The 19,990-nt window shown below is 63.9% G+C and carries 15 protein-coding genes; 5 read left to right on the top strand and 10 right to left on the bottom strand.

From position 1 onward, the window contains the following. Nucleotides 1-274 precede the first annotated feature (274 nt). The 7 genes from CJ177_RS34795 to CJ177_RS34765 form a co-directional block, all read right to left on the bottom strand. Entirely contained in the window at nucleotides 275-805 is a 531-nt protein-coding gene (locus CJ177_RS34795; protein WP_241031743.1) for a helix-turn-helix domain-containing protein, read from the bottom strand. 154 nt (nucleotides 806-959) lie between these two features. Then, the gene (locus CJ177_RS34790; protein WP_095869815.1) at nucleotides 960-2,696 is read right to left on the bottom strand and encodes an FAD-dependent oxidoreductase; all 1,737 of its coding nucleotides are present in this window, start codon (nucleotides 2,694-2,696) and stop codon (nucleotides 960-962) included. A 47-nt stretch (nucleotides 2,697-2,743) separates the two neighbouring features. After that, entirely contained in the window at nucleotides 2,744-3,958 is a 1,215-nt protein-coding gene (locus CJ177_RS34785) for a 12-oxophytodienoate reductase (RefSeq protein WP_095869814.1), read from the bottom strand. 48 nt (nucleotides 3,959-4,006) lie between these two features. Then, nucleotides 4,007-4,219, bottom strand: coding sequence for a hypothetical protein (locus CJ177_RS34780; protein WP_095869813.1), 213 nt, complete (start codon nucleotides 4,217-4,219; stop codon nucleotides 4,007-4,009). 375 nt (nucleotides 4,220-4,594) lie between these two features. Further along, nucleotides 4,595-4,891, bottom strand: coding sequence for a DDE-type integrase/transposase/recombinase (locus tag CJ177_RS34775; RefSeq protein WP_095869812.1), 297 nt, complete (start codon nucleotides 4,889-4,891; stop codon nucleotides 4,595-4,597). 181 nt (nucleotides 4,892-5,072) lie between these two features. Next, on the bottom strand, nucleotides 5,073-6,836 hold the full coding sequence (locus CJ177_RS34770; protein WP_095869811.1) for a hypothetical protein: 1,764 nt from the start codon (nucleotides 6,834-6,836) through the stop codon (nucleotides 5,073-5,075). A 187-nt stretch (nucleotides 6,837-7,023) separates the two neighbouring features. Further along, nucleotides 7,024-7,920 (bottom strand): LysR family transcriptional regulator, encoded by an 897-nt coding sequence (locus CJ177_RS34765; protein ID WP_095869810.1) that lies wholly within the window; start codon nucleotides 7,918-7,920, stop codon nucleotides 7,024-7,026. A 205-nt stretch (nucleotides 7,921-8,125) separates the two neighbouring features. Between CJ177_RS34765 and CJ177_RS34760 the strand changes: the two genes are divergently transcribed. Both CJ177_RS34760 and CJ177_RS34755 read left to right on the top strand, forming a co-directional pair. Beyond that, entirely contained in the window at nucleotides 8,126-9,004 is an 879-nt protein-coding gene (locus CJ177_RS34760; RefSeq protein ID WP_095869809.1) for a carbon-nitrogen hydrolase family protein, read from the top strand. Between the two features lie 29 nt (nucleotides 9,005-9,033). Further along, nucleotides 9,034-10,377: an APC family permease gene (locus tag CJ177_RS34755; RefSeq protein ID WP_095869808.1), complete on the top strand. Its 1,344-nt coding sequence runs from the start codon at nucleotides 9,034-9,036 to the stop codon at nucleotides 10,375-10,377. A gap of 2,641 nt (nucleotides 10,378-13,018) precedes the next feature. Here the strand turns inward: CJ177_RS34755 and CJ177_RS34730 are convergent. Both CJ177_RS34730 and CJ177_RS34725 read right to left on the bottom strand, forming a co-directional pair. Beyond that, the gene (locus tag CJ177_RS34730; protein WP_095869992.1) at nucleotides 13,019-14,776 is read right to left on the bottom strand and encodes an FAD-dependent oxidoreductase; all 1,758 of its coding nucleotides are present in this window, start codon (nucleotides 14,774-14,776) and stop codon (nucleotides 13,019-13,021) included. Next, nucleotides 14,773-16,125, bottom strand: coding sequence for an MFS transporter (locus CJ177_RS34725; protein ID WP_095869804.1), 1,353 nt, complete (start codon nucleotides 16,123-16,125; stop codon nucleotides 14,773-14,775). Before CJ177_RS34725 ends, CJ177_RS34730 begins: the two co-directional genes overlap by 4 nt. 162 nt (nucleotides 16,126-16,287) lie before the next feature. Between CJ177_RS34725 and CJ177_RS34720 the strand changes: the two genes are divergently transcribed. The 3 genes from CJ177_RS34720 (at nucleotide 16,288) to CJ177_RS34710 (ending at nucleotide 19,310) form a co-directional block, all read left to right on the top strand. Then, nucleotides 16,288-17,151 carry a sugar phosphate isomerase/epimerase gene (locus CJ177_RS34720; protein WP_095869803.1) on the top strand — a complete coding sequence of 288 codons (864 nt, stop codon included), beginning with the start codon at nucleotides 16,288-16,290 and terminating at the stop codon, nucleotides 17,149-17,151. Further along, a complete protein-coding gene (locus CJ177_RS34715; RefSeq protein ID WP_095869802.1) occupies nucleotides 17,148-17,930 on the top strand; it encodes an SDR family NAD(P)-dependent oxidoreductase in 783 nt (260 codons plus the stop codon). The genes CJ177_RS34720 and CJ177_RS34715 overlap by 4 nt, the downstream gene beginning before the upstream one ends. Nucleotides 17,931-18,287: 357 nt before the next feature. Further along, on the top strand, nucleotides 18,288-19,310 hold the full coding sequence (locus tag CJ177_RS34710; RefSeq protein WP_143548760.1) for a LacI family DNA-binding transcriptional regulator: 1,023 nt from the start codon (nucleotides 18,288-18,290) through the stop codon (nucleotides 19,308-19,310). A 380-nt stretch (nucleotides 19,311-19,690) separates the two neighbouring features. On the opposite strand, the gene CJ177_RS34705 is transcribed toward CJ177_RS34710, so the two are convergent. Further along, nucleotides 19,691-19,888 carry a hypothetical protein gene (locus tag CJ177_RS34705; RefSeq protein ID WP_095869800.1) on the bottom strand — a complete coding sequence of 66 codons (198 nt, stop codon included), beginning with the start codon at nucleotides 19,886-19,888 and terminating at the stop codon, nucleotides 19,691-19,693. Between the last annotated feature and the right edge of the window lie 102 nt (nucleotides 19,889-19,990).

The raw sequence follows: 19,990 nt of genomic DNA, 5'->3' as shown, positions 1-19,990 counted from the left end.
CACCCGAGGGACTGCAACGGCGCTCGCGACCACACACGCATTCCACAACCAGCGATAACGCCTCACGCACGGACTGTAACTGAAGGGATCCCCTAGTTGGAGCCCTGGTCGTTGTGGCGTGCGTCGCAGGAACTCTCGAAGGGTCGTGCAGGGTTTCTACGCCCGCTATGCGGTGTTGATGCGTCGCGACATGATTGCCGATACCCGGCGCCTCGATGGTCTACTCGCCGAGAACCAGAAGCGGATAACCCGTGGAGGCCGGGGTGGATGACGCTCACACTTCGCCTGCGCCGCCATCGTGGTTAGCTGCATCGTATTCTGCACGTGCGCAATTGATTTGGTCTGATCGCGCATATCCCCACTCGATCAGGTTCATCACTAGGTCGGACAGACTCCGACCTAGTGGCGTGAGGTCATACACCACGTGCTTCCGCGCGTCGGCGACCACGGTCCGGCTTAGTAGTCCATCGCGTTCGAGCATCCGAAGATTGTGAGTAAGTATTTTCTGCGACAACGGATGTGACGGGTCCATTGTGTCCAGTAGCCGCTGAATCATCGACGGACGCAATGGTCCGACACGTAATATGACTAGGAGCCAGTTTCTCCAGTAATTGCCAACGTGACCTACGATGCCCACAACCGGCGCACTGCGATTCCAAGAAAATTCGACAAGTAGCGCCGCTACGAATCCGAATATTTCCTCGGATTCGTCGGTTACCGCAGGTGCTTGTTGGAGAATTTCACGAATCCTTGTCATCATCCGATCTACTGCGGAAAGCCGGTGCGATTCATAATCCGCGCCCATAGGTTACTCCCTTTAGACCGACGCGATCTCTCGGGCGATTTTGGTCCCGCACGAGACTGTCTCGATTGGAGGAACTATGGGCCAACGTCGCGTGTCAGTATCGATTCATGCTAACACGCAACGCTGACCGTAGCTGCTGAATCCGAGTGACTATCTAGCTGTTTTGGCTGGTCGTCAACGTATCTGCAGTGTACCGCGCACGAGCAGCTTCAGTATCGCGCGGTGCCTCCTGCACTACACTTTCGGCGGCGAGGTACGCAAATGTGGCGGCGGGCCCGAGTGTGCTCCCTAAAGATAAGTAGCCATCACCGGCTATTGATGCAACACAGTTTCCGGCCCCATACAACCCTGGAATGACGGACCCGTCCGAACGCAAGACTTGGCTGTTCGAATTCGTCTTGGGCCCTCCGTTGGTGTCCAGCACCATCCCGCAGATCAGCACGCAGTAATATGGCCCGGTCTCGGCGAATGGAAACATTCCCGGATTTTTTTCGTTACCTGGCCTCGGGATGCCATGCCAGTCGTATTCGGACATGTTCTCGCAACGGTGGAAATCTTCGTCGACACCAGCGCGGGCGAAGCCGTTGAATCTGTCGACCGTCTGCCCCAGTTGCTCGGCGAAGCCAGGTGCCAATTCGAAATCACCGATGACAGAGGTGAGACTCTTCAAGCGCGCCTCGATGCGCTCGGTGATCTCCTCCCATGTCTGACCTTCGATAATGTAAGGCTTAGGGGTGCGAAACTTATCCCAGAACAGGGTCGGCTTGGTGTCGTGGGCGACGTAATCGTCGTAAACCATAAATAGAACCCTGTTCGGATAGTCGCCGTTCTTGTCGCGGTCCCATATGACGCGGTTTCGGTCCTGGTACACAAGCTTCTCGTTGACCACCCTGTTACCATTGCGATCGACATAAATCATGCTGTCTCCGGGCGGAACGGGAATACCTTTATCCTCGTTCACGCGATTCATGGCAGCCTTTTCCAAGATGTCCTCGTACAGCCAGCCATTCTGCATGTGAGCGAGTTCAGCTCCGGCCTCGCGCGCGATAGGGATGAAATCACCCTGTGCGGTGGCAACTGCGCAACTGCTGTAAAGCGGCCCGCGCCAGTATTCATCGATCAAATCCGCGTTATGTGCAAAGCCACCGCTAGCGAAAACCACCCCTCGTCTCGCGTAGATGGGATCACCCCACGTCCCCCCAACTCCGACGGCTGCACCAGTTTCATCTTGCAGCAGCCGCTGCACACGATGATCTGTGCGCACCTCGATACCCCGGCTTCTAACGGCTACCCCCAGTTGATCGACCAAATCTGCTCCAGGTGCAGCGGAGCCGTCCTCTCGCGCTGGTCCTAGATGCCGGAAAAATCCTTGAATAGAGTTATCCAATTCCGGGTGATAACTGACAATGGCTGGATACCGTTCCGTAAAGGATGGCCAGGTGGTGACCCGGAAGGCACCTGCCGCAACCAGCGCATCAATCGCGTTCGCGGCGTTGTCGTAAAACGCGCCTATTGTTTCCCACTGCCACTCTTCTGCGCCGTAGTATTCGGCATCGGCGTCATACTGGTCGGGATGCGCGACCTGGACCACGTAGCGCAAGACGCTATCTCGATCGTCGCGAATTCCTAAGACGTGCATAAGTGAGTTGTCTGGAATCCACATCGCCCCGCCGGACTTGTAAGTTGTGCCGCCGACTTCATCTGATGCCTCCAATAGAAGGACCTCGGCACCACGATCGTGAGCCAAAATTGCAGCACACATTCCCGCCATTCCGGCACCGACAATGATTACATCGAACTCATCTCGATCAGTTGTCGAGAAACCAGTAGGTCGGGGCGGGGGATTGAAAAGCCCTTCCATCCACCAGTACTTCGGCGTCCCGGTTGTCACAATAAAACTCCTAGGGTTTGACAATATTCACATAGTAGGCTCATCGATTAATCCTTCTTTCGCGACTGGTCCACGAGTTGCCCCTCATGCGAGTAGCTTTCGTATGCCTCGGCCAAATCGCGATATTTTCGAAAGTCTCGTAAATTCGAATAGTCGGCCCTGCGTACGCGCTCGACGAAGTCCGGATTCGAAATCTGCGCCCTACCAACCCCGATCATGTCGAAGTCGCCGGCCTCCAAACCGCGCCGTACACGGATGATGTCATCCTCCACCTGCAGTACGGGGTCTTGGTTGTCGAAGACATCACTCGCGAGATCGGTGGACAACCCGACGCTGCCGATCGTCATGACCGGGCGATCTGTCATTGTCTTCACCCAGGAAGCGACACTCCGTCTAGAGTCGAGTTCCGGCCAGGCGACAGCGTCGAATCTGCGAGCCGACACATGAAAGACGTCGGCTCCCGCTTGCTGCAAACGTTCCAGAAACGGTCCCAGTTCGTCAGGATGCGCCGCGATTTTGGCTCCGTAATCCACCTCCTTCCATTGCGAGAAACGCACTGAAATTATGAATTGAGGGCCCGTCGCAGCACGGATTGCCGAAACTATTTCAGCAGGATATGCGGCGCGGTCAGCTAGGGTTTCACCGCCGTATTCATCGGTTCGCCTATTCGTTTCATGCCACAAAAATAGATCCAACAGGTAGCCATGAGCGCAATGCAACTCAATCCCGTGTGCGCCGAGCCGCTGGGCGATAAGCGAACTCTCGACATATGCATTTTTGGTATCCTCAAGGTCCTGCTTCGACATTGCAACACCGTTGGTACGGCCCTCCTGGATCAATCCTGATGGGCTCCATGCAGGATGGTCCGGATGTGGATTCTCAATACCGTCGACAACCAGTCGCAGGGCACCTGGATGCCACAGCTGCATCAATAAGACTACGTCGCCGGTACTGAGGACCTCACGGACGACATGTCCCCATTCCTTGATGGTGTCACGGCCGAGAATGCTGAACGCCGGCTGCCAGTACCCCGCCGGATGGTCAGGTGCGGCCCCCTCGGAAATGATTATTCCCGGGCCCCGTTCAGCGGTCGAGCGCAGCGTATCCGCCATGCCCACAGTTGGCTTGTACCCACGCGAGCCACGCTGCATGGCAGGAAGAAGAAACCTGTTACGGACCGTCGTGGTATTGATTCGAAGAGACGAAAACAGTAGATCGTCTGTATCTTTCAACACATCTTCTTCGGCATAGTTCGTCTGCATCTGACCGCCTTACGGTTGGAAATCGAGTCACCGAAGACGTTAAGTCCGTCACAGTTGGGTGACAATTAGGAACTTTTTGGTGCCTACTAACGACACGCAATGTGCCGAGCGGTCGGTTTCGTTCGGCAGCGTGATCAATGAGGTCCGCAGACGGTCGATCGCGCCACGAGGTTCGGTAACATCGCGCGAGTCGATCGAGTATTCGACGATCTGATTTGAGTACAGATCATCAACGATGCTTAGGTAGTGGTTCGCGCTCATTCGGATTGTCCTACTGAGAGATCGGCGACTGCGCGACTTGTCCCCTCAAATTCTCGCAGCGGTTTGATCGGTTGGCGGCTTCTTTCAGTTCGGGGGCTCGCCTGAGTTCGAGGTCGAGGCGCCACCTGTCTTGACGCCGTCGTCGCGCTTTCACCCATCCGCACAAATAATCCTCGACGGCGATGACGTCGCTGCGAAACTTCTCGTATCGAGAACGCCTCCAGTGTGAGGACATCCCTCCACGGCGGGGAAGCATCCACGAAGTGGAGGGATGTCGAACCAACCCGCACCAGACCCGATCGTTCGACGAATGCAACCGGTCCGCATTGAACCAGCGAACCCACTCGGCGCAGCGCGCGGTCATCGTCTCCACGATCAGCGGAGCCACCCGCGACCACCACACCGGCGCAACGCCAGGCGCTTCGAGCATGACCTGATGCCGGTCGCGCCCATCGAACGCCGCAACCCGTACCGTGCGCACGCCTGCTTCATGATCTCGGCGGTATACTGACTTCCCCTGTCCGAGCGCATGATTGTGCCTGCGACGTCTCCGCCACGTTCGTCGACAGCCATGTTCAGCGCTTCGAGGACCAGTTCGGTGCGCATGTGATCCGCCACCGCCCACCCCAGAACCTTCTTCGAATACTCATCCTTAATCGCACACAGATACATGTCACCTTCACCGCAGGTCAGACCTGCGCGACGACCTCGTCGTCGGCGGTGGTGCCGACCACGAGCGCGCCGTTGGATGAAGTCTCCGATCGAACCTGGAAGGGGTTCGGGTGGGGAACCCCATCAACGGCCATAGTCAGGCGAAGCGCATCCCAGGCCGATAAGGGTACGTTCGCTGGGTCTATCTCGCACCAACTGCCTCGACGGGCATGGGCGCTAGCTTGGCGGCCTCGGCGACGGCGGAGCTCCAACTGAACTCGTTGTTGTCGCTGAAGTAGTAGTAGGTGGCGCCGTTCGGCATCATCGCGACCGTGATGCCGCCGTACCCCGACATGAACGGTACGTAGAAGGGGCTGGTGTAGGCGGGGTTGTCGGCGGAGGTGAAGTCCTGGCCCCAGAAGCCGTTCTGGTATTTCATGGGCTTGGCGCCGGTGGTGGTCATGCCCCGGTCCTCCGGGTCGCGTTGCATGGTGGCCGTGAGCAGGGCCGGGTCGAGTATCTGCGTGCCGTTGACGGCCCCGTGGTCGTTGTTGAGGAACTTGGCGAACCGGGCGACGGAGTCCTGCGTCCAGAACATGCCGTACCCGCCGAAGGGTGCTCCGCCGGGGCTGTTGTCGGTGCGGGAGGAGACGAGCGAGTCGGGCCCGACGCCGACGGGTTCGAGCACGTCGTCACGGAGCATGTCGAAGATGTCGGCGTCCGAACCGGCCTTGTCCTGCAGGTAGTTGTTCATCGCGCGGGTGGCGAGGTAGGTGTCCGAGGTGTGGTAGGCCCACTGGCTGCCGGGGCTGGCCTTACGCGGGAAGGACAGGGCGAGTCGCATCTTGTCGGCGTAGGGCTCGGCTGCGAAGAAGTCCGCCATGGTGGGGCCCGCTTCGTCGGTCTCGTAGCCGTGCGAGATGTAGTTCCCGGTGGCCATGTCGAGAGTCTGGTCGAGGGTGACGCCGCTCCAGGCGGTGTTGCCGGCGGTCTCGGGGATTCGGTCGGAGAGCATCTCCTGGGCCACGGCGGGGCCGTAGCGCTTCGCCAGCCGCAGCATGGCTGTTCCCGCGAACGCCGACTTCGCGGTCGAGTACGAAGGCAACAGCATCTGGCCGCAGAATGGGTACTCCCCTTGCCGGGTCCGACAGTTGCCCACATAGTGCACTCCGCCGAAGTAGAAGCCGAAGGTGCTCAGTGCGGACGGCGTGATGCCGGCGCTGAACTTCGCTACGTCTACCCCACTGTCCGGGTAGTCGGTGGCCAGCGCCGAGATGGGCTTGGTCGGGAGCCGGTCCCCGACCTCGGCGGCGTACGCGTCGCGCAGGTTCTCGGCGCCGTCGACGGGCCCGGGCCGGTAGTCGGCCGGTACCTGGCCCCACATGTCGAGCTGGAAGTATTCGCAGGTCTCCGTGGTGATCTGGTAGCGGATTTCGGAGACCGATGTGGCGTCGAAGAGGAACATCAGGGCGCCGTTGTGCACGCAGTTCGCGTTGCGCTCGACGAGCGCGAAAGGCAGTGAGGCGCGGGTGCGTTCGCCGTCGCCGTCCTCGTTCCACGCACGGCCGGGGCCCACCGCCAGGTTCCACGCCTGGTTCCCCGTGTACTGCAACCCGCGCTTGGCCGGGACGAGGTGGCTGCCATTCTGCACGAGGGCGATGTCGACCGGTGGCAGGTGCCGGGTGGCCGCTGTATCTCCGTATCCGTACGGGTCTTTCAGTACGCGGAAGCCGCCGGTGGCGGAGAGACCGTTGAGGGTGAGGGTGCCTTCGAAGCTGTGGGTGGGTGGTGCTGCCTGGGCGGGCAGTGCGAAGGCGCTGTCGGGGACCGTGTCCGTGGCGGCGCCCTCGGTGAGTTGGCCGGCGGTGAGTTCGGTCCGGTTCACCGCCCCGCTTCCGGTGAGCGGATCGCCCGGTACGGGCACGGCTTCGGCGGGCGCCGCGATCGTCGGTGGGAGACGGTGCACGCCGCCGCGAGTGCGACGGTAACGACGATGGCACGGCTCAGCCCTCGGGCATAGAAGGGTCTTGGCATGGTGGGTGTCCTCTCGGGCCGGCAACAGATACGGATATCGCCGCATCCTGGGGCCCGCCGGGGCCGCCGTCCAATGCCTGTCCGGTCTGATCAGGCTGCCCGCCAGGTATACGTCCAGCTCATCCGCGGGCGGTGACCTGAGGCCCGTACTGCTCGACGCAGAAGCGCGAGAGCCCCGTGGCGAAGGCCTCGATGCTGCGCAGCGCATAGTGGCTGGGGTCCCACGCGGCGTGCAGATGGATCTGCAGCGGCTCGCCCGCGCCGTCGAGGATCAGCAGCGGGTGCAGGTCGAAGCGGGGATCGTCGGAGACCACCGCAATTCCGTGGCCCGACGCCGCCATGGCCTGGGCGACGTGCGGAGTATCGCATTCGAGCACGATGTCGTACGAGGCGTCGGCGTCCTGCACGGCATGGTCCAGGACGCGTCGGGTGCCGTGCGCCGGGGTGAGGACGATGAGGGGCGCCGCGGCGAGTTCCCCGATCGTGACGCCGTCCCGGTTCGTCCAGGCGTGGTCGGCCCGCACATAGGCCCACAGCGGCAGCCGCGCCACGGGCAGCCCGGCCAAACGGCGCCTCGGAGGCGCCGTGGAAATGGCTACGTCGGCGCCCCTCCCCAGGGCCTGGTACGCGCGGGCCGGGCTCTCCGCCTGCACCGTGACGAGCGGATCCTCCGGTCCCCAGGTGGCCAGGAACGGTGCGATCACGTCCGTGATGGTGGTGGGCGGCGCCGCCACGGTGATCCGCATGGCGCGACCGGAAGCAAGTGCTCCGACTGCGGCCTCGGCGGCGTCCGCTCGGGCGACCAGATCTCGGGCCAACGGAAGGAAGCGCCGGCCGGCGGCGGTCAGGATCAGCTGTCTGCCGCCGCGGTCGAAGAGCGTCATGCCCAACGACGCCTCCAGGCCGCGCAGTTGGCGCGACAGCGAGGGCTGGGCGACGCGGACCTCCTCGGCGGCCTTGGTGACGGAACCGGTCTCCACGATGGTCAGGAAGTAGCGCAGCACCCGCAGTTCCATTGGAAGTGGCCTCTCGGAAGACGGAGGAGACATGGCACTTGCATGCCTCAAAGGCATGTAAGTCAGCCCTAGAAAGTATTTGAAATTATATGTGACGAGGCCCACGCTTGTCTCACCCCGGCCGCCCGGCCCACGCCCCCGGCGCCTGAACCACCATCAACTGCTCCCTCCAGAGCCCTACCTTCGATTGGCTGGTGTTCCCCGCATGACCCGCCCCCTGCCCCTGATCCTCGCCCAGGCGCCCGGCCGCCCGGCCGACGACCTCGCAGGCTTCACCTCCGACGTCGAGCGGCGCGTGAAGCTGCGCGCACCAGGCGCCCTCGTCGTCTACCCCGAACTACACCTCGGCGAGAGCGCCCCAGGCGTTCCGGCCGCGCCGGAGAAAGCCGCCGAGCCGCTCGACGGCAAACGGGACGCTGCCCTCGCCGAACTCGCGGGCGACCTGGGCATCTGGCTGGTACCCGGCAGCGTCTACGAACGCGGCGCCGACGGTCGCATCCACAACACGGCACCCGTCTACTCGCCGCAGGGCGAACGCCTCGCCGCGTACCGCAAGATCTGCCCGTGGCGCCCCTACGAGACGACCGCACCCGGCAACCGGTTCGAGGTCGTCGACCTCGCCGGGGTCGGCCGTATCGGACTGTCCATCTGCTACGACACCTGGTTCCCGGAGGTCTCCCGCCATCTGGCCTGGATGGGCGCAGAGTTGATCGTCAACGTGGTCCGCACCCCGACGAGCGACCGCACGCAGGAAGTCGTCCTCAGCCGCGCCAACGCCATCACCAACCAGGTCTTCGTCGCCAGCGTCAACTCCGCCGCCCCGTCCGGGATCGGCCGCAGCCTCGTCGTCGATCCACAGGGCACCGTGCGCGCCGAAACCGTCGATGCCGGCGACTCCACCCTCACCGACGTGATCGACCTCGACGAGGTCAGCAACGTCCGCCGCTACGGCACCGCCGGCCTCAACCGCGTCTGGGACCAGTTCCGCCCCGGTGACGCGCCCCTCGAACTCCCGCTGTACGGGGGCCGTATCGACCCCGCCACCTGGACCGCCGCCCACACCACCGAGGAGCCCCCACGATGAACAGCGAGACAGAGACAACTGGGAACACCATGAGACTGAAAGGCGACCTGAGCCTCTTCTCCGTCATCCTGTTCGGCCTGGCCTACATATCCCCCGGCATCGTCGTCACGATCTTCGGCGTGGTCGCCGCCACCAGCGGCGGCGTGGCCCCGACGGCGTTCGCCGTCGCCACCCTCGCGATGGTGCTCACCGGGCTGAGTTACGCAAAGATGGCGCGCGCGGTGCCCGGTTCCGGGTCGGTCTACACCTACGCCCGCAAGATGCTCGACAGCCGCATCGGTTTCCTGTCCGGCTGGGCGATGCTGCTCGACTACTTCTTCATCCCGATGGTCGGCTGGCTGATCACGGCGATCTACTTCAACGCCCAGTTCCCTGACATACCCAAGTGGGTCTGGCTGATCGTCTCGGTGGGCATCACCACCGCCATCAACGTCTTCGGCATGAAACTCGCGGACCGCGTCAACAAGGTCCTGATGTTCATCGCTCTGGGGTCGCTGGTCCTCTTCGCCACCCTGTGTGTCGTCTTCCTCGGCAAACACGGCTCCTCCGCACCCGCCACGGACGCCCTGTGGAACTCCGGCACTTCGATCGGCGCGGTCACTGCGGCCGCCGCCATCGCCGCGTACTCCTTCCTCGGCTTCGACGCCCTCTCCACACTCGGCGAGGAGACCAGGGGCGGGGCGAGGACGATCGGCAGAGGCATCGTCGGGTGCGTCATCGCCGCCGGCGCGATCTTCATCGTGCTGTCATTCGTCATGCAACTCGTCCACCCGGGCGCGCTGTTCACCGACGTCGACGCGGCCGCCTACCACCTGAAGGTCCAGGTCGGCGGCGAGACGTACGCCGAGATCATCAACTTCGTCACCATCGCCGGATCCATTGCCTCCTGCATCGCCCTGCAGGCGTCCGCCGCCCGCCTCATGTACGTCATGGGACGCGACGGCGTACTGCCCAAGGCCGTCTTCGGCAGGCTGTCGGCGACGACCGGCACCCCGGTCAACAACCTGCTGCTGACCGCGGCCGCCGGTGTCATCGCCATGAAACTCGACCTGACCACAGCCACCTCGTTCATCAATTTCGGTGCTTTCCTCGGCTTCGCCGTGGTCAACGTCTGCGTGATCGCCCACCTGGTCCGAGAGCACAGACACGGTCGCACCCTCAACCTCTTCTCGTACCTGGTGATGCCGGTCATCGGCGGCGCCGTCTCCGTCTATCTGCTCACGAGGCTCGGTGACGTCGCTCTCCAAATCGGCGGCGTATGGTTGGCGATCGGCGTTGTCTATCTGGCCGTTCTGACCAAGGGCTTCCGCCGGCCCGCACCGGAAATGACCTTCGACGACGACACCGTGGCCACCGACAGAGTCACCGCGTAGCTCCCCTTCCTCGCCCGGCGGCGTCGTGCGGTATCGCGACGCCGTCACCGGCCGGGTGAGGCGCGCCCTACGCTGGGTCGTGGAGCAGGAACAGCGGTCCTGACGTGCCCGGTCGTGCCACGGGCCGCGCCAGCACGGTGCGAATCACGCGCAACGACACACTATTACCGAAATATCGTTAATCTCCGACCAGCAGGACCGTTCACAGTGCTATTCCTTCTGATCCATGCCGTCATCACAGTCATGTCGATCGTCCTGCGCCGCCGCGTGCCGAATGCAGGATCGCTTCTTGCGGTTGCGGCACAAACGTACGCAACCGAACGATGGAGCACCGCGCATATCGTCGACCCTGATGTCACCGCACAGTTCCTAAGTACCAATCCGGGCCATCTCGCCGGCGAATCGGTCGCAGCCCAAAGATCCGACACGACAGAGTCGCCCATCGGTAGCTGCCGAGCAGGCGGAACCACTCTCGCTCGAACTAACAGCACTGGCCCGCAATACATTCGACACTCCGCGAGGCAGCTCACGATCCCAGACCCTCAGGATTGATATGCACAAACACTCGCGCACGAGGCGCCCCTGGCAGATAGTCAGCCATTCACTCTTCTCGGCACACTCAGCGACGCGAACGATTCCGAGTTGATCATCCTCAAAATCCGGTCGCGCTCCACACGAGAATGACCGCGAGGCGATGACGCAGAGATCGCGCGCAACAAACCGCACATCACCACGCCACCCACGGGTGCAATAACGGCTCCGGCAACAAGCCAGAAAGCGGCCATGATGGCGCCACGCGTTCATCTCGACGACGTCCTCGATCTCGCGATCTTCTGGGCACCGATCGGCGAACCTACACCCGGAACGATCCAGTCCGAATTCGGCATCGATGTCGCCGAGTACCGACGACTACTTTTGGCCGCGATACAACGGCACCAGCAGCGGCCGGTCGTCCCCTGCGATGCTGCGACCCTTGACCGGGTGTACTCCTCATCCGTTCTGGCGGCACTCGCCGTACAGCATCATCACACACCGTCCTTACCAACACATTCGGTCGATCCGAACCCCGAAACCTGCGATTCCCCCCGCCACCTGGTCGACTAGACACAGGTCTTCACTTCGAAACAGAGAATGCCATGTCAGCAACCGAAACCGGGGGACGCCAGGGGGAAACACCGGATCTACAAATTGCGCGAACAACACCAGTTGAGATGGAGATCCGTCGTTACCGTCGATGGCGCGATAGACGACGTGAGGCAGAGCGCCGACGTACCCAACTCCCTGAACGCAGTAGAGAAGTCGAGGACATACTCACCTTTGCGCGGAGATGCGCCCCCTAGGGGGGTCCAGCCGAGGAGGATATTTTCGTCAACTTTGGAATGTCAACCAAACGATTCGAAGCAAGAGTGAAGCAGATTTTAGACGAGATCGGTTGCGACAGTCTCGAAGAACACAATTGATGTGGGTCTATCGCGAGTCAACCTCCCCGATGACCCAGTTTCGCAGTTGGGAAGCGCACACGAGAATCAGCCACCGCGGATCCGTCCGGTTCTGATACTGATCGCCGCGACGAGCCCGGCGATACTGATGGCCATCGGTGTCCTTCCTCTGAACGGGTGGGGAGTCGTTGCAGCCGCCGTCGCCGATGGATTAACTGCCTCGCCAATCCAAGCCGCCACCCGGACAATCACCCCTGCGCTCGTACCTGCCTTCCAACACACCGCCCTCCATTCCTTCGACGCCCTTTCCCGGGAGATCGTCTGATGCGGCGGGCCAGTGCTGATCTCCCTCGCCGCAGCGATCGCCGTCACTCCACCGCGGTTGCGCTGTTCGCCACGAGTGCGAAGTGGGCTTCCGAAGACATCAGCAGGAGACGACCCCGGACACGTGCTCTATGTAGGACCTCTAGACGCAGCACCGAAGATTCAGTTGCAGGAGATTCGCTTTCCGGCTTGACCCAGACCATCCGACCCCAGTGTCGACCACACCTAAACTAAATTCAAACTCGTCAGCGCGTGTGTATGAGGATGAGACAACCAAGCCCTGAGTTGGCCGCACAGCCATTGGAACCCTCCCTTAACAGTCAGGGGCTGTCGAGAATGCGACTGTCGTGGCGATTCCACATGTCGCACCTGTCGACGGCTTTGCCTATCCCGATGTCCACTCAGGTTCCGACCTGTCGGACGGTCAGCGCTCTAGGTCGCCGGTCCGTTGGTGAGGGTATGCGTTCGCCAAATTTCGTATCTCGTTTTGGGCACAGTTCGATTCGGGGATCACCTGCCACAATCGTTCGATGAATCGGGATGTTGTCATGCCGAAGTGCACAAGTATTTCCTCCTCGGCAGCGCCCCCGTATGGTGCCCACGTCCTGGCGAACTCGATGAGGTGCTCCGCCTCGGTATCAGGATGGCTGCGTGTGCGGTTGGCTTCGATCCAGGTGGCGCGACGCCTTTGGCGCCATTGGCGATACTCACGACAGTTCATAAGAATTCACAGATCTGATCGGGACTACGGAAGCGGCGGGCGGGTGGGTCGTGCCGAAAGAGCGCTGCGCCCTGATGTCGTCGAACATCGGCAGGACGGGCGGCGCCGGTGACGTTCTCGAATCGTCCGCCGGCGTCGTCCGACCGCTGACTGGGTGTCAACCAGCCGGTTGTGTGTCACGGACGTTGGGGCTGCCGGACTCCTCCTCCGAATCCGTGGCGCTGGTGGCGTGTCGTGCTGCGATGTATCCGAAGGTCATGGCGGGTCCGATGTTGATGCCGCCGGACGGGTAGTGCCCGCCCATGACGCTGGCCTGGTCGGATCCCACGGCATAGAGACCTGCTATCGGGGTGTCGGAATCGTCGAGCACACGCGCGGAGGCGTCGGTGACGATACCGGCGAAGGTCCCGAAGCTTCCGGGTACGACCTTGACGGCGTAGAACGGTCCCTTCTCCAGCGGGGCGAGTGAGGGATTCGGGAACGGGTTGTCCGGATCCCCGGAGCCGCGGTTGAACATCGTTTCGCCGCGGTGGAATTCGGGGTCCTCTCCGCGTCGGGCATTGTCGTTGAACGATGCGACCGTGGTGTGGAGTTGGGCGGGGTCGATGCCGCATTGCTGTGCCAACTCGGTGAGGGTGCGACCGGTCTTGAGGTAACCCGAGCGCAGGTACGGCCAGACCGGGATGGGGCGCGGTTTGGACATTCCCAACGGATACAGGCGCTGGAACCGGTGATCACAGACCAACCACGAGCACACTTGCTGCCCGTCGGGAACGGCGTCGATCATCGCGGTGGTGTAGTCGTGGTAGCCGTCGGCCTCGTTGACGAACCGCTTACCTGATGCCAATACGCCTATGACACCGGGCTTTCCGCGATCGAGGATGTGCGGGAAGACACCTGTCTTGCCGTTGCGGTACGGCACCAGCGAGACCGGGCAGTAGGCGACCGGTGAGGCGAGGGTGGTGTCGAGGCGGCCGCCGGCGGATTCGGCGAGCGCGATCCCGTCGCCGGTGGTGGTGTCGGGGGCCAGGGTCCAGTGTTCACGCCCGGTCGGGGTGCGCGGAAAGTACTTTTTGCGCATGTCGACGTTGCTGGGGAAGCCACCGGTTGCGAGGATCACTCCCCGGGCGGCGTGGATGGTGACCGGGCCGTCGGGGCCGTCGAGCTGTGCTCCGGTCACCGCCCCGGAGTCGTCGGTGGTCAGCGTGCGTGCCGGCGACGAGACGCGGATGTCGACGCCGAGTGCGTCGGCGGAGGACAGGAGCCGTCCGATCAGGGCGGTGCCGTTGACCAGTTGCATGCCCTTGCGTGCGGTGGCCAGGTCGATGAGGTGCCGGGTGACCCGACGTGCGGCGTGCCCGAAGGCCTTCGGGGAGCGGGTGGCGTGCAGAAACGCCTGGAGGTCGGGGCCGGCCATGATTCCCATGCCGAGGAACGAGGTTTCGTAGAGTTGCCAGCGCAGCTTCGCCCGAGCCGGGGCGGGGATCTGGTAGGCGTCGATCGGTTGGGGTGCCACCGAGCGGTGTCCGGTCCCGGCGCCGGGGGTGCCGCCGTGGATGTCGGCGATGGTGGTTCCGGGTACGAACTGCAGCCTGGTCTTGTGATGGAAGAACCCGACCATGCGCGGCGCCTCCGCCAGGAACGCATCGACCTTGGCGGCGTCGAAGTTCGTCCCGAGTCGGTGTTGCAGGTAGGTGCGCGGCAACTCGATGTCCTCGTCGACGCCGTCGGCGCGGGCGAGGGGGTTGCGCGGCGCCCACATCCATCCGCCCGACCAGGCGGTGGCCCCGCCGCAGACATCGGCCTTTTCGGCGACGATGACGTTCGCGCCGTGGTAGGCGGCGGTGACGGCGGCAGCGAGGCCACCGGCTCCGGCGCCGATGACGAGCAGATCGCACGAGAGGGTGTCGGTCATCGCCGGCCCTGCCCGGTCCACTTGTACGACCACAGTCCGGTCACGAGCGCCACGAGGGACGCGGCGGCGAGCAGGATGGCCACCGGGGTCCAGTTTCCGCTGTCGCCGAGCAGGGCGGTGGCGGTCAGGGGCACGAAGCCGCCCACGGCCCCGGCGACGGCGTAGCCGAAGCCTGCGCCGCTGTAGCGGATGCGGGCGTCGAACATGTCGGTGAACCAGGTCTGCTGCACCGAGGCGGAGATGTTGTGTCCGAGGTTGATCAGGATGAAGAACCCGAGAATCATCATCGGCATCGATCCGCTCTCGAGGGCGGAGAAGAACGGGACACCGGCCGCGGCAGCGCACAGCGGGCCGACGATGTAGAACCAGCGGGCACCGAACCGGTCTGCGAGCAGTCCCCACAGCGAGGTGGTCGGTACGGCGAGGACGAGGGCGACCATCGATGCGGTGAGCACGCTGCTCGGCGGGGTGTCGGTGTAGTTCTTGACGTAGACCAGCGAGAACGTGAAGCCGATGTAGAACGTGCTCTGGTCGACCAGGCGCATCCCGATGATGGCGAGGATCTGCTTGGGGCTGGTCCTGAGGGCCTCGAGCAGCGGTGCGGCCTGCTTCTTCTTTGTCTCTTCGAGTTCGGCGAACACCTTCGACTCGGGGACGCCGCTGCGGATCCAGAGCCCGACGAGTGCGAAGAGGATGCTGACCAGGAACGGCAGACGCCAGCCCCAGGTGTCGAACTGCTCCTCGGTGGTGAGGTTGGTGACGATCGAGAATGCCAGGGTGCCCAGGAGTAGGCCGAGGAACGATCCGATCTGTACCCCGCTGGCGAGGAAGTTGCGCTTGTTCTTCGGCGCGTTCTCCACCGCCATCAGGGCCGCTCCGCCCCATTCGCCGCCGACGGCGATGCCTTGCACCGCGCGCAGGCTGACCAGCAGGATCGGGGCCGCGATGCCGATGGCGGCGTAGCTGGGCAGCAGACCGATGGCGGTGCTGGCCAGACCCATGATCAAGATGGTGATCACCAGCATCTTCCGGCGGCCGACCCGGTCACCGAAGTGGCCGAAGATCGCCCCACCGATCGGGCGGAAGACGAAACCGACCGCGAACGAGCCCAGCGAGGCGAGGACACCCACGGTCGGGTCCTCGGAGGGGAAGAACATCGGTCCGAACACCAGGGCGGCGGCGGTCCCGTACAGGAAGAAGTCGTACCAGTCGACGATCGCGCCGACCGTGCTGGCCATCGCCGCCCGCCGTGAGCCGGACGGCGGCGGTGCGGGCGCCTCGCCGTCGACCGGTCCGGTACGGCCGGAGGACGAATAAGGTTCCGAGGCTGGAACATTCGAAACTGTCATGGGTGGGGGTTCTTTCCTGGGGTGAAGCCCGAGCCGAAGGGGCGGTTGCGGCGGAGGGGGCGCAGTGCTTGAATGACTACGTAGTAAATTTGTGATTCACAGCATAAGTAGGGCGCAGCTGTCCGTCAACTCCCACCTTGGAAACCGCGTAAAGGACTGTTCATGACACGACCCATCGGGCTGGCCCACCTGTCGGCTCTGCATCTACCCCCTCCCGAGTTGGTCGAAGCTGCGGCCGACTGCGGCTTCACCTCCGTCGGCGCGCGGGTGCATCCCGCCACCACGTCGGAGACCCGGTATCCCATGGCCGCGGGCTCCCCGATGTCGGCGCAGACGCGGGCTCGTCTCGACAGCACCGGTGTGCGCGTGTTCGATGTCGAGGCGTTCACCCTGGACGGCGTACGCGGTCGGGGTGAGTGGATGCCGGTGCTCGAGGCCGGCGCCGCCCTCGGTGCCCGGGTACTCAACGTGATCGGCGGTGACGACGACCGCCATCGCCTGACCGATTCCCTGGCTGCGCTGGTGCGCGATGCCCACGAGTTCGGTATCACCGCCTCGATCGAGCCGATCTCGTATCAGAAGGTCGATACCTTCCGCGCCGCCGCCGCCGTGGCGGAACAGACCGGGTGCGGGATCATGCTCGACGTCCTGCACTTCGTCCGTGCCGGGGGCACCGTCGGCGACCTCGCGGCTGTTCCGCCGGGAGCGGTGCAGGTGATCCAGTTGTGCGACGGTCCCGCCGCGGTCCCGCACCTCGAGGCGCCGCCGCGGATGCCGCTCGGTCAGGACACCAACGGGTCCGACCGCCAGATCGAGTCGCGCGCGACACGTCAGGTGCCCGGGGACGGCGCGTTTCCCCTGATCGAGATCCTCGCGGCGCTGCCCGGCGTCCCGGTCAGCGTGGAGGTTCCCGACGTCGCCTTCGTCGAATCACACGGCATCACAGAACATTTGCACAGACTCATGGCCGCAACACAACAGCTGATCACCACCGCCGACACCGAACGAACGGAAGCGATTCGATGACCGCAGTCGACACCACCGACTCCCTGCACGTCACCACCGCCGACCCCTCGACGTTCTATCCCGGCCGATTCGCCGGACGCGTCATCCTCGTCACCGGCGCCGCCGGCGGCCTCGGATCAGCGGCAGTGGACCGACTCATCCACGAAGGCGCCTCGGTGGTGTGCACCGACGTCGTCGGCGACGGGGACGGGACGGGCCGCGACATCGCGGCTCTCGACGTGACCGACCGTGCAGCCTGGGACGAGACCCTCGCCCGTGTGTTGGCCACCCATGGCCGCCTCGATGGCGCACTCTTCGCGCACGGCATCCAAGGACCGGAAACCGCGATCACGGCCATGCCGTTCGAGGGCTGGTCGAAGACCATGAGTGTCAACCTGGACGGCTGCTTCCACGGCCTCGCCGCACTACTTCCCACGCTGACCGAGCAGGGGTATGGCCGGGTGGCGATCTTGTCCTCGATCTCGGCGCGGGAGGGTAATCCCTTCCAGGCCGCCTACTCCGCATCGAAAGCCGCCGTGGTGTCCCTGGTCAAAACCGCCGCCAAGGAGGTCGCCACACACAACGTCACCGTCAACGCGATCGCACCCTCGATGATGCACACCCGGATGCTCGACGACCTCAGTCCCGAACGCAACGCCGCGCTCCTGGCCCGGGTTCCCATGGGCCGGGTCGGCAGCACAGCAGAATTCGCTGCCCTGGCGACCTGGCTGCTCTCGACCGAGGCCAGCTACGTCACTGGACAGACACTGGACCTCAGCGGTGGCCGGAACACCGCCTGACAGTGGGTAACCGTTTCCGGTCGGCCGCCGGCGCCGCGCTCGGCCGGGCCGAACCGGAGGTACGGACGTTGCCGGCGCATACTTCGACGGCGATCCGCGCGAGTGCCGCGGTCCAGATTCCCGGACCGCGGCGCACCCGCCGCCGATCTCCCCCGCGCCCGCAGCACCAATCCCGGACCGAGGAGGGCGGGGCTCTCCGATGAAACCCACGAGGAAGGCACACCCACCAGCAATCGAGGTGTGTGCGAGGACGACCCGTCGAAGCCGTTCGACGCCGACCACACGGCGCCACGCCCAGGCCCCGGGGCCCGCGGCGACGTCATCCGAACCCGGCCCACCGTTGGGTATGATCCGCACGTGGTAACCAGTGTCGATCTCGCCGCCTACCTGGGACTGAGCCAGTCGACAGTCTCCCGTGTCATGCGAGGAGACCCCGCCGTCGCCGAGCGGACGACCAAACGGGTACTTGCCGCAGCCCGGGAACTCGGTTACGTCCCCAACTCCGCGGCTCGCAGCCTGGTCACCCGACGGGCGCGGGCGATCGGTGTCGTGGTCGCCGACCTGACCTCGCCGTTCTACCCCACCGTCGTCGACGCCATTCAGCACCGGCTCAGCGAACGCGGTTATCGCATGGCCCTCATACGCGACCCGGACGTCCCCGAGGGCGTCGACAGCGTGGACGTCCTCGACCCGGCGACCGTGGACGGGATGATCTTCGTATCCGCTCGCCGCAAATCCCGCACCGTGCGCCGAGTGCTCGAACGAAGCACCCCAGTGGTGCTCCTGAGCCGCGACGATCCCACCCTGTCTCTCGAAGTGGTCCTCTCCGACGACGAAGGTGCCGGCGAGCTGGTGATCGAGCACCTGACCGCCCTCGGTCACCGCGACATCGCGATCCTGTCGGTACCGCGCGACCGCACCAATGGTGCCGCCCGCGAAGACGGCGCCCGGCACGCACTCCAACGCCGCGGCATCGCCCTACCCGACCACTACATCCGCCGGGCAACCATGACTCACGAGCACGGCGTGGACATGGCGACATCACTGCTGTCGATGGATCATCCACCGTCAGCAATCTACTGCGTCACAGACGAATTGGCGTTCGCAGCATTGGACGCGGCCGCGCGTCTCGGCGTGTCCGTACCCGCCGAACTGTCCGTGATCGGCTTCGATGACTCACCACAAGCGCGATGGGCAATGATCAACCTCACCACCATCCACCAGCCCATCGAGGACATGGCCGCCGAAGCGGTCCAGCTCCTCCTCGCACGACTCGACGACAACACACCGGAACAACCCGGCAAGCGAGTCTTCCCGGTCAGCCTCCAGATCCGAGGCACCACCGGCCCAGCCCCGCAACGCGCCGCGTCCACCAGCTAGGTAGCCAGAAGCGGTATAGCCGGGTTTTGGGGTCACGCTTGTGGTGCAGGTCATGGTCGGCGGCTTGGTGTTCCAGCCGCGAGTTCCGCTGTGGCGGTGAGAGTGTCGACTGTTTCGAGACGGCAGCGGACGCTGGTGAGGTAGCGAGCGGCGTCGGCGGATCGACGATACGGTGGTCGTAGGACAAGACAGATAGGCCATCCACCGGACATCGATCTGGAGATCCCTTTCATCGAGAAATTTGCTCTTACGTACCACCTCACCGCCGGGGCGCTCACCCAACGGTTAGGAGCAATCGCTGCCCACCATCACCCGATCCACGCCGACGGTGTCGATGGCCGCCCACACCACGTCCTGCTCCGAAGTCAGTTCCGGCGGCGTCACGATTTCGCTCTGTCGTGGGGGTACTGCTCGGCGATCTCACTTGCCTCCCGGACAAGCCAGGTCAGCCCCACTGCGCCGTCTTCCCCAACCGTCCGCAGATCCGCCCACCGACTCTGCGGGCCACGGACGCACACCAACGCCAACTCGTTCTCGGACAACGCCTGCCACAGCTGCTCCACCGCGGACGACCCCATGCCGTCCATTCAACCGCAGAACATCACGCCGGTGCCGAAGCCCGGGCGCGGGTACGCCGGGACGACAGGTGCCGTATCCAGCATGTCGCGGCTCCGCGTCTG

Source organism: Rhodococcus sp. ACPA1 (genome assembly GCF_002300195.1).
Classification (GTDB): Bacteria; Actinomycetota; Actinomycetes; order Mycobacteriales; family Mycobacteriaceae; genus Rhodococcus_F; species Rhodococcus_F opacus.
The sequence above is the reverse complement of the archived record's forward strand: the minus strand, read 5'-3'. Positions and strand labels throughout refer to the sequence as shown.

Excerpts from the sequence above, each read along its gene's own strand:
- CJ177_RS34795 (WP_241031743.1), bottom strand. The coding sequence starts at position 805 with ATGGGCGCGGATTATGAATCGCACCGGCTTTCCGCAGTAGATCGGATG.
- CJ177_RS34785 (WP_095869814.1), bottom strand. The coding sequence starts at position 3,958 with ATGCAGACGAACTATGCCGAAGAAGATGTGTTGAAAGATACAGACGAT.
- CJ177_RS34780 (WP_095869813.1), bottom strand. The coding sequence starts at position 4,219 with ATGAGCGCGAACCACTACCTAAGCATCGTTGATGATCTGTACTCAAAT.
- CJ177_RS34775 (WP_095869812.1), bottom strand. The coding sequence starts at position 4,891 with ATGTATCTGTGTGCGATTAAGGATGAGTATTCGAAGAAGGTTCTGGGG.
- CJ177_RS34765 (WP_095869810.1), bottom strand. The coding sequence starts at position 7,920 with ATGGAACTGCGGGTGCTGCGCTACTTCCTGACCATCGTGGAGACCGGT.
- CJ177_RS34760 (WP_095869809.1), top strand. The coding sequence starts at position 8,126 with ATGACCCGCCCCCTGCCCCTGATCCTCGCCCAGGCGCCCGGCCGCCCG.
- CJ177_RS34755 (WP_095869808.1), top strand. The coding sequence starts at position 9,034 with ATGAGACTGAAAGGCGACCTGAGCCTCTTCTCCGTCATCCTGTTCGGC.
- CJ177_RS34730 (WP_095869992.1), bottom strand. The coding sequence starts at position 14,776 with ATGACCGACACCCTCTCGTGCGATCTGCTCGTCATCGGCGCCGGAGCC.
- CJ177_RS34725 (WP_095869804.1), bottom strand. The coding sequence starts at position 16,125 with ATGACAGTTTCGAATGTTCCAGCCTCGGAACCTTATTCGTCCTCCGGC.
- CJ177_RS34720 (WP_095869803.1), top strand. The coding sequence starts at position 16,288 with ATGACACGACCCATCGGGCTGGCCCACCTGTCGGCTCTGCATCTACCC.
- CJ177_RS34715 (WP_095869802.1), top strand. The coding sequence starts at position 17,148 with ATGACCGCAGTCGACACCACCGACTCCCTGCACGTCACCACCGCCGAC.
- CJ177_RS34705 (WP_095869800.1), bottom strand. The coding sequence starts at position 19,888 with ATGGGGTCGTCCGCGGTGGAGCAGCTGTGGCAGGCGTTGTCCGAGAAC.